The sequence below is a fragment of the Bradyrhizobium sp. MI1.7 genome, from assembly GCF_055811795.1.
The window spans coordinates 137068-152566 of sequence record NZ_JBVVPO010000003.1 but is presented as its reverse complement, the minus strand read 5'-3'; the positions used below and the strand labels follow the sequence as shown (position 1 = coordinate 152566).

Annotated in this window: 13 protein-coding genes and 1 pseudogene; 11 read left to right on the top strand and 3 right to left on the bottom strand. The window is 61.6% G+C overall.

Annotation, left to right across the window (positions count from 1 at the left end):
• The first annotated feature begins 232 nt into the window (after positions 1–232).
• Positions 233–1942: an arylsulfatase gene (locus AC0L3X_RS05250; protein ID WP_428841227.1), complete on the top strand. Its 1710-nt coding sequence runs from the start codon at positions 233–235 to the stop codon at positions 1940–1942.
• A gap of 77 nt (positions 1943–2019) precedes the next feature.
• Positions 2020–3057 carry an HAD family hydrolase gene (locus AC0L3X_RS05245; RefSeq protein WP_354102450.1) on the top strand — a complete coding sequence of 346 codons (1038 nt, stop codon included), beginning with the start codon at positions 2020–2022 and terminating at the stop codon, positions 3055–3057.
• 175 nt (positions 3058–3232) lie between these two features.
• Here the strand turns inward: AC0L3X_RS05245 and AC0L3X_RS05240 are convergent.
• Positions 3233–3454: pseudogene (locus AC0L3X_RS05240) on the bottom strand (hypothetical protein); the annotation flags it as partial.
• A gap of 379 nt (positions 3455–3833) precedes the next feature.
• Between AC0L3X_RS05240 and AC0L3X_RS05235 the strand changes: the two are divergent.
• The 3 genes from AC0L3X_RS05235 to AC0L3X_RS05225 all read left to right on the top strand — a co-directional run bounded on the left by AC0L3X_RS05235 (position 3834) and on the right by AC0L3X_RS05225 (position 6044).
• Positions 3834–4454 (top strand): ParB-like protein, encoded by a 621-nt coding sequence (locus tag AC0L3X_RS05235; RefSeq protein ID WP_283016602.1) that lies wholly within the window; start codon positions 3834–3836, stop codon positions 4452–4454.
• 114 nt (positions 4455–4568) lie between these two features.
• Positions 4569–5378 (top strand): MIP/aquaporin family protein, encoded by an 810-nt coding sequence (locus tag AC0L3X_RS05230; RefSeq protein WP_283016601.1) that lies wholly within the window; start codon positions 4569–4571, stop codon positions 5376–5378.
• A gap of 12 nt (positions 5379–5390) precedes the next feature.
• Positions 5391–6044, top strand: coding sequence for a MarC family protein (locus AC0L3X_RS05225; RefSeq protein ID WP_354102451.1), 654 nt, complete (start codon positions 5391–5393; stop codon positions 6042–6044).
• A 206-nt stretch (positions 6045–6250) separates the two neighbouring features.
• Here the strand turns inward: AC0L3X_RS05225 and AC0L3X_RS05220 are convergent, their stop codons facing one another.
• Positions 6251–7690, bottom strand: a complete 1440-nt coding sequence (locus AC0L3X_RS05220) for an outer membrane protein (protein WP_354102452.1) — start codon at positions 7688–7690, stop codon at positions 6251–6253.
• Positions 7691–8534: 844 nt separating this feature from the next.
• Between AC0L3X_RS05220 and AC0L3X_RS05215 the strand changes: the two genes are divergently transcribed.
• Positions 8535–9653 (top strand): SphA family protein, encoded by a 1119-nt coding sequence (locus AC0L3X_RS05215; RefSeq protein WP_244623043.1) that lies wholly within the window; start codon positions 8535–8537, stop codon positions 9651–9653.
• A 280-nt stretch (positions 9654–9933) separates the two neighbouring features.
• On the opposite strand, the gene AC0L3X_RS05210 is transcribed toward AC0L3X_RS05215, so the two are convergent.
• Positions 9934–10926: an ATP-binding protein gene (locus AC0L3X_RS05210; RefSeq protein ID WP_354131569.1), complete on the bottom strand. Its 993-nt coding sequence runs from the start codon at positions 10924–10926 to the stop codon at positions 9934–9936.
• A 181-nt stretch (positions 10927–11107) separates the two neighbouring features.
• Here AC0L3X_RS05210 and yajC point away from each other — a divergent pair, with 181 nt between their 5' ends.
• From yajC to AC0L3X_RS05185, 5 genes are read left to right on the top strand one after another with little or no spacing between them, the layout of a single operon-like run.
• The gene (yajC, locus tag AC0L3X_RS05205) at positions 11108–11482 is read left to right on the top strand and encodes a preprotein translocase subunit YajC (protein ID WP_071913636.1); all 375 of its coding nucleotides are present in this window, start codon (positions 11108–11110) and stop codon (positions 11480–11482) included.
• A gap of 46 nt (positions 11483–11528) precedes the next feature.
• The gene (secD, locus tag AC0L3X_RS05200) at positions 11529–13133 is read left to right on the top strand and encodes a protein translocase subunit SecD (protein WP_071913639.1); all 1605 of its coding nucleotides are present in this window, start codon (positions 11529–11531) and stop codon (positions 13131–13133) included.
• A gap of 11 nt (positions 13134–13144) precedes the next feature.
• Positions 13145–14164 (top strand): protein translocase subunit SecF, encoded by a 1020-nt coding sequence (gene secF, locus AC0L3X_RS05195; RefSeq protein ID WP_028152341.1) that lies wholly within the window; start codon positions 13145–13147, stop codon positions 14162–14164.
• Positions 14165–14224: 60 nt separating this feature from the next.
• On the top strand, positions 14225–14608 hold the full coding sequence (locus tag AC0L3X_RS05190) for an Mth938-like domain-containing protein (RefSeq protein WP_028152342.1): 384 nt from the start codon (positions 14225–14227) through the stop codon (positions 14606–14608).
• Positions 14605–15468, top strand: a complete 864-nt coding sequence (locus tag AC0L3X_RS05185; RefSeq protein WP_354131568.1) for a phytoene/squalene synthase family protein — start codon at positions 14605–14607, stop codon at positions 15466–15468. Before AC0L3X_RS05190 ends, AC0L3X_RS05185 begins: the two co-directional genes overlap by 4 nt.
• The last annotated feature ends 31 nt before the right edge of the window (positions 15469–15499 follow it).

Below are 15499 nucleotides of genomic sequence, written 5' to 3'. Positions count from 1 at the left end.
GGGCGTGTTTGGGGGGGGGGGGGTGCCTTTTTTGGGGGGGGGGGGCGGGGGGGGGGGGCGGGGGGGGGGGGGGGGTTTTTTTTTCCCCCCGGGGGCCCCCCCCCCGGGGGGCCCCCCGCCAACGGAATAGCGAGCAAAGCGATAAAGGCCCGCGGCACCTCCGCGAGCCACGTCCGCTTCCGACACGTTAAGCGAACAGAACCAATTGCATTACAACAAAGAGGAGCGCGTCATGAGCAACAAGCTTCCGCCTGGAGATTCCCACGACGCTACTCCGCAATCGGGCAGTGGAATGAAACGCCGCGATCTCTTGCTGAGCGGGAGTTCTCTTGTCGCCGCCTCGGCACTCGCCGCGGTCGGGCTGACAAGTTCCGCGCAGGCGCAGCAGCCAACACCGTCACCCGCGCCAGCGGGGCAGCGGCCGAACATCGTCGTCATCATGGGCGACGATATTGGGATGTGGAATATCGGCGCCTATCACCGCGGCCTGATGGCGGGGCGGACGCCCAATCTCGACAAGCTCGCCGCCGAAGGCATGCTGTTTACCGATTACTATGCCGAGGCAAGTTGCACGGCGGGTCGCGCCAACTTCATCACCGGTGAATTGCCAATCCGCACCGGCATGACCACGGTCGGCCAGGCCGGCGCAGCGATCGGGATACCCGCGCAGGCCGTGACCATCGCCACGGCGTTGAAAGGAATGGGCTACGCCACTGGCCAGTTTGGCAAGAATCACCTTGGCGACAAGAATGAATTCTTGCCGACGATGCACGGTTTCGACGAGTTCTTCGGTTATCTCTATCACCTCGATGCAATGGAAGACCCCGCGCACCCCAATTACCCGCAGGACCTGCTGAACGTCGTTGGTCCGCGCAACATGCTTCATACCTATGCGACCAACGTGGATGACCCGGCGGTCGATCCGCGCTGGGGCAAGGTCGGTAAACAGAGGATCGAGGATGCCGGAACGCTCTATCCCAAGAGGATGGAAACCGTAGATGACGAAATTCGCGACCTGGCGATCAAGTTCATCGAGAAGGCCAAGGCCGACAACAAGCCGTTCTTCCTGTGGCTCAATCCCACCCGGATGCACATCGTCACCCACCTCGCCCCCAAATACCAGGCCCTACGAAACTCCAAGAACGGCTGGTCGATACATGAAGCCGGCATGGCGCAGCTCGATGACGACGTCGGCCTCGTGATGCAGAAGCTCAAGGATATGGGCGTGGACGACAACACCATCGTGGTCTTCACCACCGACAACGGCACCGAGGTCTTCACCTGGCCTGATGGCGGACAGACGCCCTTCGCGCAGAGCAAAGGCACCGTCATGGAAGGTGGCTTCCGCGTACCCTGCATGATCCGTTGGCCGGGCAAGGTGCCGGCCGGCAAGGTCGAAAACGGCATCATTTCCGGTCTGGACTGGTTTCCGACTTTCCTGGCGGCGGCCGGCAACCCGAACATTGCAGAGGAACTGAAGAAGGGCAAACAGATCGGTGACACGACCTATAAGTGCTATCTGGACGGCTATAACCAGATGGACATGATTACCGGCAAGGGACCGTCGAACCGGCACGAAATCTTTTACTTCGGCGAGAGCGAACTCGGTGCCGTTCGCATCGACGACTTCAAGTATCGTTTCATCGACCAGCCCAGAGGCTGGCTCGGCGAAAAGACCAAGGCTGACGTGCCGTACCTGACCAACCTTCGCCTCGATCCGTTCGAGCGCACGGGCTGGCCCGACAATGGGACCAAAGAAGGCGCGCAACAGTACTTCGACTGGTTCAAATACGAATTTTGGCGCTTTGTGTTTGTTCAGCAGCAGGTGGAAAAGCTGGCGATGACGGCGATCGAGTTTCCGCCGATGCAAAAGGGCGCGAGCTTCAACCTCGATGCCGTGAAGGCGAAAATCGAGGCGGCCCGGGCGGCAGTGAGTAGGTAGTCGCCAGGGCTTCGACTGATTTATGGCCGGCGCGCCGAATTTCCGTGCGCCCGCTGGGCAATGGAAAGGTGTCGACCATGAAGCCGATCATCCGTTTACCTGCTATCGATCGTCGCGTCCTTCTCTCGTCCCTGGCGATGCTTCCGGTACTGTCCGTTTCACTCCGTTCCACCTCCGCGGTGGCACAAGGGCAGAGCGATCCTCTGCCGTCCTGGAACGAGGGAGCGACCAAGGCTTCGATTCTTGACTTCGTCGCCCGCATCACGATGCAAGGCGGGCCCTTCTTCGTACCGGTCGACCAACGCATCGCGACCTTCGACAACGACGGGACGCTTTGGATCGAGCAGCCGATGTACGTGCAACTGGCCTTCGTACTCGACCGCGTAAAGGCTATGGCGCCAATGAATCCGGAATGGAAGACCAAGCAACCGTTCGCGGGGGTGCTGGACGGTGATCTGAAGGCGGTGATGGCATCCGGCGAAAAGGGATTGGTCGAACTGATTGCGGTGACGCATGCTGGCATGACCACGGCGGAGTTTGAGAAGATTGTCACGGATTGGCTGGCGACCGCGCACGATCACCGCTTCAAGCGGCCGTATACCGAACTGGTCTATCAGCCGATGCTCGAACTGCTCGCTTATCTCCGGGCCAGCGGCTTCAAGACCTTCATTGTGTCAGGAGGCGGCATCGAATTCATGCGGCCCTGGACCGAGCGGATCTACGGAATACCGCCGGAACAGGTTGTCGGATCGTCGATCAAGACCCGATTTGAGATCAAGGACGGTGCGCCAACGCTCTTCCGGCTGCCCGACATCAATTTTATCGATGACAAGACGGGAAAGCCGATCGGCATCAACGAGCACATCGGCCGGCGTCCGATCGCCGCCTTCGGCAATTCCGACGGCGATCTCGAAATGCTGCAATGGACGACGCTCGGCGCCAGTGGCGCGCGGTTCGGCCTGATCGTCCACCATACCGATGCGGAACGCGAATATGCCTACGACCGCGACTCGCATTTCGGGAAACTCGACGTCGCGCTGGACGCCGCGGCCGTCAACAAGTGGACCGTCGTCGACATGAAGAAGGACTGGAAGCGCATCTTTGCCTTCGACTGACATCCTCTAAGGACCCATAAGCGCTATCTGGACGGCTATAGCCAGTGGACATGGTTGCCGGCATGAGGCACGCAACGCATTCCGGATTTGCACACCGACCATCTTTGTCGCCTGCGGCACCGCGTTCGAGGCGCGGACGTCCGCTGTTAACGCAAGGCGGACATCAGCAGGACGTTGGGCGCCCCTTGGGCGGCACCACGGTCGGTGGCCAATAGGGTTTGGAATCCTTGGCATCCATATTGATCGTTCCGCCGAACGGCGCGGGCGGGTTTGGGATATATTTGCCGTCTATCGTCGTCGTGGCGCTGGGTGAGCCCGGCGCTCCCGAGGTCTGCTGGGCGAAGGTCGGACCAATTTTGAGAGCCAGAACGGAGGTCGACCATACCAATGCGCGCATGGTGGGAGTGATGTTCATGGTCAGACTCCCTCGAATTGACTATTCGAAGCTAAACCTGCGAACAGCATTCGTCATACGCTTCAGGATGGCCGCATCGTCATCGACCACAATCACGAAGCGCCATCATGTCCGTGTCGCCCCGGTACGGGCGCGCGTCAAGGGTCTTGGCCGACCGTTGATCCAGATCAATGGAAGAGTCCACCGTGAGCACAATGAAGGGTCGTTGTTAGAAAGGCGGGCTTTGCCGACGGGCGCTGAGAATGTCTGGTGATCGGGACCGACCGGACGCGGCTGGCCCGGCGGTGGGTTGCTGACGAGGCGACGACGTCTTCTTCTAAAAGCGAACATTTCCGGACTAGTGATCAAAGAAGTCTGCACGATGTCGGTTCGCGAACCCATTCTCAAGCCCGTTGCGATCGCAGACCTGCGCCCGACCCAGATGACGGTCGGCATTCGGGAGGTCAAGGAGAAGCGCAAGCGCTGGCGTGACGAGAGTAAAAACAAAGGAGCCGAGTTCTTGGGCAAGCACATGATCCCGGTCGTGCTTGGCCCGAAGGACCGCCACTACGTCATCGATCATCACCACCTGGCGCGTGCGCTCCATGAAGAAGGGGTCGAAGAGGTACTGGTTACCGTGGTGAAAAACCTCAGGACGCTGGAGCCCGATTCGTTCTGGTTCGTCCTGGACAATCACAGCTGGATGCATTCGTACGACGACGAGGGCCGTCTGCGCCCTTACAAGGATTTACCGAAGACCGTGGCCGGGCTTGTTGACGATCCGTTCCGCTCGTTGGCGGGAGAACTGCGGCGCGCCGGGGGGTACGCCAAAGACACGACGCCGTTCAGCGAGTTCTTGTGGGCGGACTTTTTGCGTCGACGGGTCAAGCGCAAAACCGTAGAGACCCACTTCGAGGCCGCGCTCGAGCAAGCCCTGGAATTGTCCAAAAACGAGGAGGCGAGCTACCTGCCCGGCTGGTGTGGTCCCGTCCTGGAGGATTGAAGGCATGCCTGGCCCGCTCGAAAAATCCGCAAGCCCGCCGAGGACCCGAGGAGCCGTGCTGGCCCGGTGCGAGAGGCTAACGGACAGCGGCATCGACCAGAGGAAAGAGCAATCATGGCGCAAGCAGAGGCCGACAGAGCACTGAGCCATCTGGATCACGAGCTTGTCGCATCGCTAAACGACTTCCACGATCCGAGCCAAGAGTGGCGCCGCCTCTTCTCGGAGCTGCTCGGAACGTTCTTCCTCGTCCTCGTGGCCGCCGGTGGCGGCATGATGGGGCAGGCCTTTCCCGGCACGATCAGCCGTGCCGCTGCGGTCGTCGCACCCGGTCTGATGGTGATGGCGATCATCCTCTTCATGGGCAAGGTGTCCGGCGCTCACCTCAATCCCGCGGTCAGTATCGCGTTCTCGCTGCGTGGCGACTTCCCGTGGCGTCGCGTGCCGGGATACATCGCCGTGCAGTTGATCGGGGCGACGCTCGCGGCACTGTTCCTGCACGCCGTGATCAACGTGTCGGCCAGCTACGGGTCGAACTATCCCGCGTCGGGATACTCGGCGTCCGATGCGTTCCTGATGGAGGCCGTGCTGACCTTCGGTCTCGTCAGCGTCATTCTCGGCACGGCGTCCGGCGCCCAGAACATCGGGATATTGGGCGCGATCGGCGTCGGCGCGTACATTGCGCTCGCCGGGCTGTGGGGGAGCCCTATCTCGGGAGCGTCGATGAACCCCGCGCGCACGTTCGGCCCGAACTTAGTCGCAACCGACTTCATGAGCTACTGGGTGTATGTCGCAGGCCCACTCGTGGGTGCAGTTCTCGCAGTGGGTGCGGCATGGGTGCTCCGCGGTGCCGGCGGCGGCCGCGCAGGCTCAGGCGCCGCCCAGGGAAGCCTTTTCACCGAAGTCGAACACCCGGGGAAGGGGTGAGGCGCAGGCATAATGGGTCATGAACTCTCGCTGTTCGTGGGTACGTTCGCGACATTGCTCGCGATAATAAATCCGTTCGAGGTCCTGCCGGTCTATCTGAAGATGTTGGAAGGCAAGGACGCCGCCACGCATCGCCAAGTGGCATGGAAAGCCTGCCTCTATGCGCTGCTCCTATCGCTCTTTTTTCTGATCTTCGGAACGCTGATCCTACGCTTGTTCGGCGTGCCGCTGAGCATGGTCCGCATCGTCGGCGGGATCATCCTGATGAAGATCGGCTTTGAGCTATTTTCACCATCCGCTTCCGGTGGCGTGATTCCAGCCAGCGGTGCGGATCAAAGCGGCAACATAGCTTTCGTGCCGCTTGCGATGCCGCTCATGTGCGGACCAGGCGCCATCGCCACCATCCTCGGCATGACTGCCACGATTAAGCGATCATCAGCGGAACTGGCCTCTTTCGTAGCGATCGTCGTGGCTATTTTCGCGACGATGGTCGTCACCTACCTGTGTCTGGCATATGCCGGGAAACTTTTCGACAAGCTCGGCGCAATGGGGATCGATGCTATCACCCGAATAGTTGGCTTCTTCGTCTCTGCGATGGGCGTTGCGCTGATCTTCGACGGTATCATCGAGGCATTGCAGACGCATGGTGTGACGATTCTGCGTTGAACTAGCTGTTGGTGGCGCCACGCAAATTCCGGGGCGATCTTGACCTCGGATGTATTCTGCCAATCGGAGATTTGTTCTGAACCGAACCGAGTCCGAGGTGGACCGTATTACGCGGCGTCGGGAAGTTGTCGGCCCACAGTACAAAGGACGCGATCATCCACTTCGGACACCGAGACACAAGTCTCGTTGCGCGCCAGGTTGCCGTGTCAATTAACCGGGAACAGCAACGCGACAGTAGTTCGCAGGGACCAGGCCGGAGCGCCGGTCGGACGTATCACGTTGTAATAGGCTTGAATCGATGCGTTGATCGGTTGATCACCCACTCTGAAAACCCGACCGATACCGCCGCCGACCGGCACTGTCCACCGCTCCCCCGACGCCGCGAGCCAATCCGCGGTGATGATGGGTGATGTGTTCAGGTACCAGCCGTGCGCCATGTTGTAGTTGGCGAAGGGCTGGGCGAGGAAGGCGTTGACGGGCGGTCGCAGTGGATTGCCGCCGACCGACCACTGGTTATTTAGCAATACACCGATCACCCAATGTGGCGGCGTGACCACTAACACGGCCGTTGGGCCGAACAAGAATTTACCGGTCCCGAGGATGGGATCGTTTGCGGACGGAACGGTGAAGACTGGTCCCACGCCCCAGATCAGCGGCCCGGGATGCACGGGGGACACAAACAACGATTGAGTAATGTCGCCAATCCCGTTGGTGCTACTGTCGAAGAACGGACTCGGCTGGCTCACCAACGGAATGATGGTACGTGAGATTACGTTCCAGTCATCGTTTAAATGCATGGGCACGACGGGTTGAATGTTGAGTACTTCCTGGGTGCGATTGAATGGTCCGGTATTGAAATTGGTGTTGCTCTGAAACGGCACGCTGACCAAATCCGCGATCGGGTTTTGTGATTTCTTCTGTAGATCTTCGTCGTCTGAAGGCTCGTGGGAATGCTTCGGCGCCTCGGCCACCGCAGGAAGGCCGCTTTCGAATTTATAATTGATGCCAGCTTTGACCATTTGTAGGTCGCGGTTCAAAGCGACCGAGGGGACGGTGGGAGAACTCCAGTTCGATAGCCCAAGATAATCGTATTCGAGTTTGACGGTCCAATGCGACTTGAAGCCGTATTCGATGCCAGCGCCCGCCAACCAGCCGGTGTTCGTGCTGGTCCCGTTCCAAGCGGCGCCGGGGAGGTTCAAAGTAGCGCTGCTGTTGACCCAGCCGCCGCCAAGCTTGGCGAATACGAGCCATCGATCATCCACGAGGCCGACACGGCCCGCCACGGTGCCGATCCAGTGTTGATCTACAAAGGCTAATGTCGGAGCAGGAAAGACCGGATGACCGAAGCCGGCTCCATCGAACTCACCTTCGACACCAAACAGAAAGTGGCCGGCCTGGAAGTTATAGCCCGCCTGCACGCCTCCAACGAATTCGGTCAGGCCGCCATACAGATTGTTGCCGGGAATGTTCAGGCTGCCGTTGGACCATCCCCCACCGAAGTTGGCACCAACATAAAACCCTCCCCAATTATACAAAGGTGCCGCGATTGGTGCTTTGTATATCGGAGCTTTGACAGGCAGGTCGGACGCAAGAGCGGGTCCGCTCAACAATCCTGCCGCGATGCAAATGAGGAAAACTCTCTGCACTGTCGCCTCCTCAAGGTCGGCCACAACTCGCAAACATATGACCAAGAAGGTCTCTGACCAATCAACTTGTTTGATCTGCATCAAGCCTAGCTTGCAATGTCGATGCAGGTGACATTTCGGTCACAACGAAATTGAGGATCTTCGTGCCGCTTCGTGTTCTTTAAGTGAACATTGTTGTCTGACTTTGCGATCGTCTCCTGTTTGAGAACGCGCTGGGCGATCTGGCAGTGAAGCATCGGAATTTGTGCCCATGGCGGTCATCAGCACCGCAATAGAAGTTTCGGCTAGCGGGGAGGTTGCTGCGTAGCCGGCTTCCCCATGCCTTGGCCGTACAGGGCCTTGGCGTAATCGCCTCTGGCGTGAGCATCGACGGCATCCTCGAATAGGCCAGCGGCCACAGGTGCGGCGAAGACTGACGCTAGAACGACGCCGACGAGCGTGAGTTTGAGGTTCATCGTCTGGCAACTTTGCTCTTGGTCACACTCGATTACCAATAAGCAGTCGTGAGGCTTATGCGACCTAACAACGGTTGGCATCGCGTTGCAGCAAGAGACGCCGGCGAACGGCGATGCGAGCTTGCTTTTCTCACTCGTTGTTGGGGTCCGAAAATAGAATCAGTGGCACAAAATGCATACTCAACAATTCCAGCTATGAGAGGGTTGCAGTAGGTCTGCCGTGGCGCCCGATCGGACTTGGGTTACCGAATGTGGCTCTTTGGTCGCAGCATTGATCTTTCTTGCGATAGATCTATCCCCGTTGAATTTTACATGATGAGCCCCGATCGCCTCGGGGGTACGCTGTCGCCGGATTGTATTCGGAGGTAACACATCTTACGAGGCACGACATGACAGTGAGCATTGCACTGGCGGCGGGGCAGAGTGAGCGATCGAAATCAGCACGTCGACGCAGACTTGGCGTTGCTGCATTCGTCCTGACGTCCGCGATCGTTGGTTTTTCCCATTGTGCGTTGGCCGATGAAGGCGGCGTCAGCTTCTGGGTCCCCGGTTTCTTTGGAAGTCTGGCGGCCACGCCGCAGCAGCCGGGTTGGTCGCTGGCAAACATCTACTATCACACCTCTGTCTCCGCCGGCGCCGACGTCGCGCGTGCGCGCGAGTTCACGCTCAACAGGGTTCCGGCCAATGTTACCCTCGACGCAAAACTGAATTTGAACGTCAACGCCACGGGCGATCTTGGCTTTGTGATCCCAACCTATGTATTCGCGACGCCGGTTCTCGGCGGCCAGGCGTCGGTGTCCCTGTTAGCAGCCTACGGCGTCGTCGGCACCAGCCTGGCAGGCACCTTGTCAGGCGTGCTCACGGGCCCTCTCGGCAACAACGTCCCCTTCGCGCGGTCCGACACCATCAGCGACACCACATGGGGCTTTGGGGATGTAGCGCCGGTATTCCAATTGCGCTGGAACGCCGGGGTCCACAACTACATGACCTATATCATGGGCGACATCCCGGTTGGCGCTTACCAATCCGATCGCCTGTCGAATATAGGCATCGGACACAGCGCGATCGACGTCGGCGGCGGCTACACCTATTTCAATCCGCAGACCGGCCACGAATTCTCCGGCGTGCTCGGCTTCACCTACAATTTCAAGAACACTGCAACGCAGTATCAGAATGGCGTCGACATGCACTTCGACTGGGGTGCATCGCAATTCCTGTCGAAGCAGGTCATGGTTGGCCTCGTGGGCTATGTCTATAAGGAGCTCGGCTGCGACAGCGGTTCAGGCGACCGCGTCGGCTGCTTCCAGTCCCAAGTGGTCGGCATCGGCCCCCAGATTGGATTCCTGTTTCCGGTCGGCGACATGCAGGGCTATCTCAATTTAAAGGCTTACGGTGAGTTCGCTGCGGAAAACCGGCCATCAGGCTGGAATACCTGGGTCACCTTCTCTATCTCGCCGCCCGCGCCCGGAGCACCTCCGACGACAAAGCCCATCGTTAGAAAATATTAGCAGCAACCAAGCTGCGGCTTGTCAGTTTGCTGATCATTCTTTGCAACACGCGGGCAACCGGTGGCACCTGGTCCCCGTCGAAGCTCGTTCCGGTGACCACCAGCGAGGCCGTAGTGCCTGCGCGTAGCAGGCGTCGCCTTCGCGCGCGATTTGCGATCTCGCCCGCCGCGCCTGAAAGTACCGTCACGCCGACCCGGCACATGGTGACGAAGCGAGGCACGCGCCCTTGACCCTCCGCCTTCGGGGAAGGGCGGCACGTAGCCAGGTTGCGATCCGACCGCTAATTCACCGTCAGTTTCACGCCGAGCCGCCCCGCAAGCTCCTGCACGAACTGCCAGGCGACGCGGCCCGAGCGGGAGCCGCGCGTGGTCGACCATTCCAGCGCCTCGCGCTCCAGCGCCTCGTCATCGACCTCAATGCCGAAATGGCTGCAATAGCCTCGCACCATGGCGAGATATTCGTCCTGGCTGCAGCGGTGGAAGCCGAGCCACAGGCCGAAGCGATCGGACAACGAGACCTTCTCCTCGACCGCTTCGCCAGGATTGATCGCGGTCGAGCGCTCGTTCTCGATCATCTCGCGCGCCAGCAGATGGCGGCGGTTGGAAGTGGCGTAGAGGATGACGTTCTCGGGCCGGCCCTCGATGCCGCCTTCGAGCACGGCCTTGAGCGACTTGTAGGACGCATCATTGCCGTCGAAGGAGAGGTCGTCGCAGAACACGATGAAGTAGAAGGACGAGGCGCGAAGCTGTTCCATCAGCGCGGGCAGGCTCTCGATGTCCTCGCGATGGATCTCGATCAGCTTCAGCTTATCGGCGGCCTTGCGCTCCGCGTTGATGCTGGCATGCGCCGCCTTCACGAGCGACGACTTGCCCATGCCGCGCGCGCCCCAGAGCAGGGCATTGTTGGCCGGCAGGCCGTTGGCGAAACGCTCGGTGTTCTCCATAAGGATGTCGCGCATCCGGTCGACGCCCTTCAGCAGGAACAGCTCGACGCGGCTGACCCGCGGCACTGCAGCGAGGCGGCCGTCGGGGTGCCAGACATAGGCGTCCGCCCGCTCGAACGATTCGCGTTCGGCGGCCGGCTTGCCCTGGGCGGCGAGGTGCGCCGCGATCGTCTCCAGCGCGCGGACGATACGATCCTGGGAGAGGTCCGGGGCTGCCTTATCGACTGCCTTGGGGGTTGCCTTGGGACGTTTTGCCGCGACGCGGGCAGGCGTCCTGGCAGGGGTGCGGGGGCCTTTGCCGGCCGGGCTTTTGCTTGGTTTTTTGGGCATGTCCGAAGTTCCTGAGAATGCAGCCTTATCGGGCCTGACGGCGCGCCGCAAGATGGCCAAATCGACGGTCTGGCAGCGTTGCAATTGGGGCAATGGCCGCTATAGTCCGCGCGAATTTGACCGAACCGGTCGCCTTTGAGGGCCTGACCGGTTTTCCCCCGTTTCCACGAGGATCGTCCGAATGTTCATTACCCCTGCGTATGCCCAGGCCGCGGGCGCCGGCGACACCAACAGCATGTTGATGTCGCTGCTGCCGTTCGCCCTGATCTTCGTGATCATGTACTTCCTGATTCTGCGCCCGCAGCAGAAGAAGGTGCGCGACCATGCCGACCTCGTGAAGAACATCCGCCGCGGCGACACCGTCGTGACCTCGGGCGGCCTCGTCGGCAAGGTCACCAAGGTCGTCGACGACGACCAGATCGAGTTCGAGATTTCCGACGGCGTGCGCGTGCGGCAGATGCGCCAGATGATCTCGGGCGTGCGCGCGAAGGGCGAGCCGGCCAAGGAATCCAAGGATAGCAAGGAAGCAGCCAAGGACGACGCCGCGTCGAAGTGAGCGCTTCCGCGAGCATCCCAATCTCCTGATCTGACAGGTCCAGTCGATGTTGTATTTCACGCGGTGGAAGGCGCTCGGGATTATCCTGACGGCGCTGATCGTGTGCCTCTGCGCGGTGCCGAACTTCTTCCCCGAAGCGCAGGTCAAGACCTGGCCCGCCTGGGCGCAGCGCCGGCTCGTGCTCGGCCTCGACCTCCAGGGCGGCTCCTATCTGCTGCTCGAGGTCGATTCCAGCTATGTGAAGAAGGAGAGGCTGGACCAGGTCCGCGACGACGTCCGCCGGACGCTGCGCGATGCCAAGATCGGATTCACCGGCGGCGTGACCGTGCGCAACGACGCGGCCGAGGTTCGCATCACCAAGGAATCCGACGTGCAGCCGGCGCTCGCCAAGCTGCGCGAGCTGTCCCAGCCACTGGGCGGACTGATGGGATCCAGCGGTCAGCGCGACCTTGAGGTGACCGATGCCGGCGGCGGCGTGATCCGCCTGGCGATTCCGCAGGCTGCGATGCTCGACCGCATGCGCAAGACCATCGAGCAGTCGATTCAGATCGTCGAGCGCCGCGTCAACGAGCTCGGCACCGTCGAGCCGGTCATCCAGCGCCAGGGCAACGACCGAATCCTGGTGCAGGTCCCAGGTCTTCAGGATCCGACCCGCCTGAAGGAATTGCTCGGCAAGACCGCGAAGATGGAATTCCGCATGGTCGATGCGTCCGTGCCGCCGGATCAGGCGCAGCAGGGACGGTTGCCGCCGGAATCCGAGCTGCTGATGAGCGCCTCGCCGCCGCCCACGCCCTATGTAGTCAAGAAGCAGGTGCTGGTCGCCGGTGGCGACCTGACCGACGCCCAGGCGAGCTTCGACCAGCGGACCGGTGAGCCGGTCGTCAGCTTCAAGTTCAACACCTCGGGCGCGCGCAAGTTCGCGCAGGCCACGCAGGAAAACGTCGGGCTGCCCTTCGCGATCGTGCTCGACAACAAGGTGATCTCGGCGCCCGTCATCCGCGAGCCCATCACCGGTGGTCAGGGCCAGATCTCCGGCAATTTCACGGTGCAATCGGCCAACGATCTCGCGATCCTGTTGCGCGCCGGCGCGCTTCCGGCCCCGCTCACGGTGGTCGAGGAGCGCACCGTCGGTCCGGGCCTCGGCCAGGACTCGATCGAGAAGGGTGAGCTTGCGGCTTACGTCGGCTCGATCCTGGTCATCATCTTCATGCTTCTGACCTACCGGCTGTTCGGGGTGTTCGCGAACATCGCGGTGGCGATCAACGTCGCCATGATCTTCGGCCTGTTGTCGCTGCTCAACGCCACGCTGACGCTGCCCGGTATCGCCGGCATCGTGCTCACCGTCGGCATCGCGGTCGACTCCAACGTGCTGATCTACGAGCGCATCCGTGAGGAGCTGCGGGGTGGCCGCAATGCGATTTCGGCGATCGACGCCGGCTTCAAGCGGGCGCTTGCGACCATCCTCGATTCCAACATCACCACCTTCATTGCCGCCGCCGTGTTGTTCTACATCGGCACCGGCCCGGTGCGCGGCTTTGCCGTGACGCTCGGCATCGGCATCATCACCACGGTGTTCACCGCCTTCACGCTGACCCGGCTGATCGTAGCCTGGTGGGTGCGGTGGAAGCGGCCGCAGAGCGTGCCGATCTAGGAGCTAAGACCGTGACTCACTACGTTCTCATCGGGCTTGGCATTCTCATTGCCGTTCTCACCGTGGTCGCAGCGCTCGGGCTGCTGCCGTCGCTGCGTATCGTCCCGGACGATACGCATTTCGACTTCACGCGCTTCCGCCGGATCAGCTTCCCGATCTCGGCGGCGCTGTCGATCGTCGCGATCACGCTGTTCTTCACCCATGGCCTGAATTTCGGCATCGACTTCCGCGGCGGCACGCTGCTGGAAGTGCAGGCCAAGTCCGGCGCCGCCGACATCGCCGCGATGCGCACGACGCTCGATGCCTTGCATCTCGGCGAAGTCCAGTTGCAGCAGTTCGGCGGCCCCGAGAACGTCCTGATCCGCGTCGCGGAGCAGCCGGGCGGCGACGCCGCCCAGCAGGAAGCCGTGCAGAAGGTGCGCGGCGCGCTCGGCGATTCCGTCGAATATCGCCGCGTCGAGGTCGTTGGACCGCGCGTGTCCGGCGAGCTGCTGGCCTACGGCATGCTCGGCCTGATGCTCGCGATCGTCTCGATCCTGATCTACCTCTGGTTCCGCTTCGAATGGCAGTTCGCGCTGGGCGCCATGATCGCCAACGTGCACGACATCGTGCTGACGATCGGCTTCATGTCGATCAGCCAGGTCGATTTCGACCTGACCAGCATCGCGGCCCTTCTGACCATTCTGGGCTATTCGCTCAACGACACCGTCGTCATCTACGACCGTATCCGCGAAATGCTGCGCCGCTACAAGAAGATGCCGATGCCGCAGCTGCTCAACGAGTCGATCAACTCGACCCTGTCGCGTTCGATCATCACCCACTTCACCGTGACGCTGGCGCTGTTGGCTTTGCTGCTGTTTGGCGGCCATGCCATCCACAGCTTCACCGCGGTGATGATGTTCGGCGTGGTGCTGGTCGGCACCTATACCTCGATCTTCATCGCGGCCCCGATCCTGATCTATCTCGGCGTCGGCGAGCATCGCGAAGATGCGCCCGATACGGCTACGCCGGCGAAGAAAAACAAGGCATGATCCGAACCGCGTGCCCTCGCAGCCGTTTGCGAGGGCAGTAAGCTCATTCGGACGAAGCACATGGCCGGCGATCCCAACGCACCGCATTTTCCCCGCTCGGCGCCGATCGAAGCCTATGGCAAGGGCGGCTTCGCCTTTGCCGGCATGTCGCATCGGGGATCGCTGCTCTGCCTGCCCGACGCGATCTGGGCCTGGGACGTGACGGACCCGACGAAGATCGACCGCTATTCGCTGGATCGCGTCTTCACGGCGGCCAACAGCATCGACACGCTCCTGATCGGCACCGGAACCGGCGTCTGGCTGCCGCCGCCGGACCTGCGGCAAGCGCTGAAGGCGGTGAGGGTGGTGCTGGATACGATGCAGACCGGTCCCGCCGTGCGCACCTACAACATCATGATCGGCGAGCGGCGCCGCGTCGCGGCCGCGCTGATCGCCGTGCCATGAGCAGCGCTGCGCCTCCGGCCGATTCCGTCGCCTTCTGCGCCGGCCTCGTGCGCAGCCATGACTTTCCGCGCTATGCCGCAACGCTGTTTGCGCCGGCCGCCGAGCGCCAGGCGCTGCTGGCGCTCTATGCCTTCAATGTCGAGATCGTCCGCGTCCGCGACCAGGTGAGCCAGCCCTTGCCCGGCGAAATCCGCCTGCAATGGTGGACCGACATGCTGTCGGGCCACGTCCACGGCAGCGCCGAGGGCAACCCGGTGGCGGCGGAGCTATTGCGTGCGATCAGTGATTTCGACCTGCCGGTCGAGCCTTTGTCGCTGCTCGCCGACGAGCATCAGTTCGATCTCTACAACGATCCGATGCCGACCATGGCGGCTCTGGAGGGTTATCTGGACGCGACCTGTTCGGCATTGTTTGCCCTCGCGGCGCGGGTCATGGCGCTGCCTTCGGAGGCGGCCGAGCATGTCGCAAGGCATGCCGGGCTCGCCCAGGGCATCGCGCAGGTGATTGCGAATCTGCCGCGCGACTCGGCGCACCGGCAACTGTTCCTGCCGCAGCAGCTGCTGGCGGCCCATGGCTGCCAGATGGAGGACGTGTTCGCCGGCAAGGAGACGCCAAATCTGCATGCGGTGCTCAGCCAGCTCGTGGGCGAAGCCGAGCAGCATTTGACGACGGCCTTGTCGTTGTTGCCGGAGGTGCCGGCGCCGGCACGGCCAGCGTTTCTGCTGCTGAGCCAAGTGCGGGGTGACCTCAAGCGCCTGTCGCAACCCGGGCGCAATCCGTTTGCGCCGCAGCCCCCGTCGCGGCTGCGCACGCTATGGACGCTGTGGCGGGCTTCACGTTCCCGGGAATTTACCAAATAGCGGCCGGCTTATCGCCTCAAACGGCCAAATG

Coding starts and splice junctions, on each gene's coding strand:
- AC0L3X_RS05250 (WP_428841227.1), top strand. CDS start 233: ATGAGCAACAAGCTTCCGCCTGGAGATTCCCACGACGCTACTCCGCAA.
- AC0L3X_RS05245 (WP_354102450.1), top strand. CDS start 2,020: ATGAAGCCGATCATCCGTTTACCTGCTATCGATCGTCGCGTCCTTCTC.
- AC0L3X_RS05235 (WP_283016602.1), top strand. CDS start 3,834: ATGTCGGTTCGCGAACCCATTCTCAAGCCCGTTGCGATCGCAGACCTG.
- AC0L3X_RS05230 (WP_283016601.1), top strand. CDS start 4,569: ATGGCGCAAGCAGAGGCCGACAGAGCACTGAGCCATCTGGATCACGAG.
- AC0L3X_RS05225 (WP_354102451.1), top strand. CDS start 5,391: ATGGGTCATGAACTCTCGCTGTTCGTGGGTACGTTCGCGACATTGCTC.
- AC0L3X_RS05215 (WP_244623043.1), top strand. CDS start 8,535: ATGACAGTGAGCATTGCACTGGCGGCGGGGCAGAGTGAGCGATCGAAA.
- AC0L3X_RS05210 (WP_354131569.1), bottom strand. CDS start 10,926: ATGCCCAAAAAACCAAGCAAAAGCCCGGCCGGCAAAGGCCCCCGCACC.
- yajC (WP_071913636.1), top strand. CDS start 11,108: ATGTTCATTACCCCTGCGTATGCCCAGGCCGCGGGCGCCGGCGACACC.
- secD (WP_071913639.1), top strand. CDS start 11,529: ATGTTGTATTTCACGCGGTGGAAGGCGCTCGGGATTATCCTGACGGCG.
- AC0L3X_RS05190 (WP_028152342.1), top strand. CDS start 14,225: ATGGCCGGCGATCCCAACGCACCGCATTTTCCCCGCTCGGCGCCGATC.
- AC0L3X_RS05185 (WP_354131568.1), top strand. CDS start 14,605: ATGAGCAGCGCTGCGCCTCCGGCCGATTCCGTCGCCTTCTGCGCCGGC.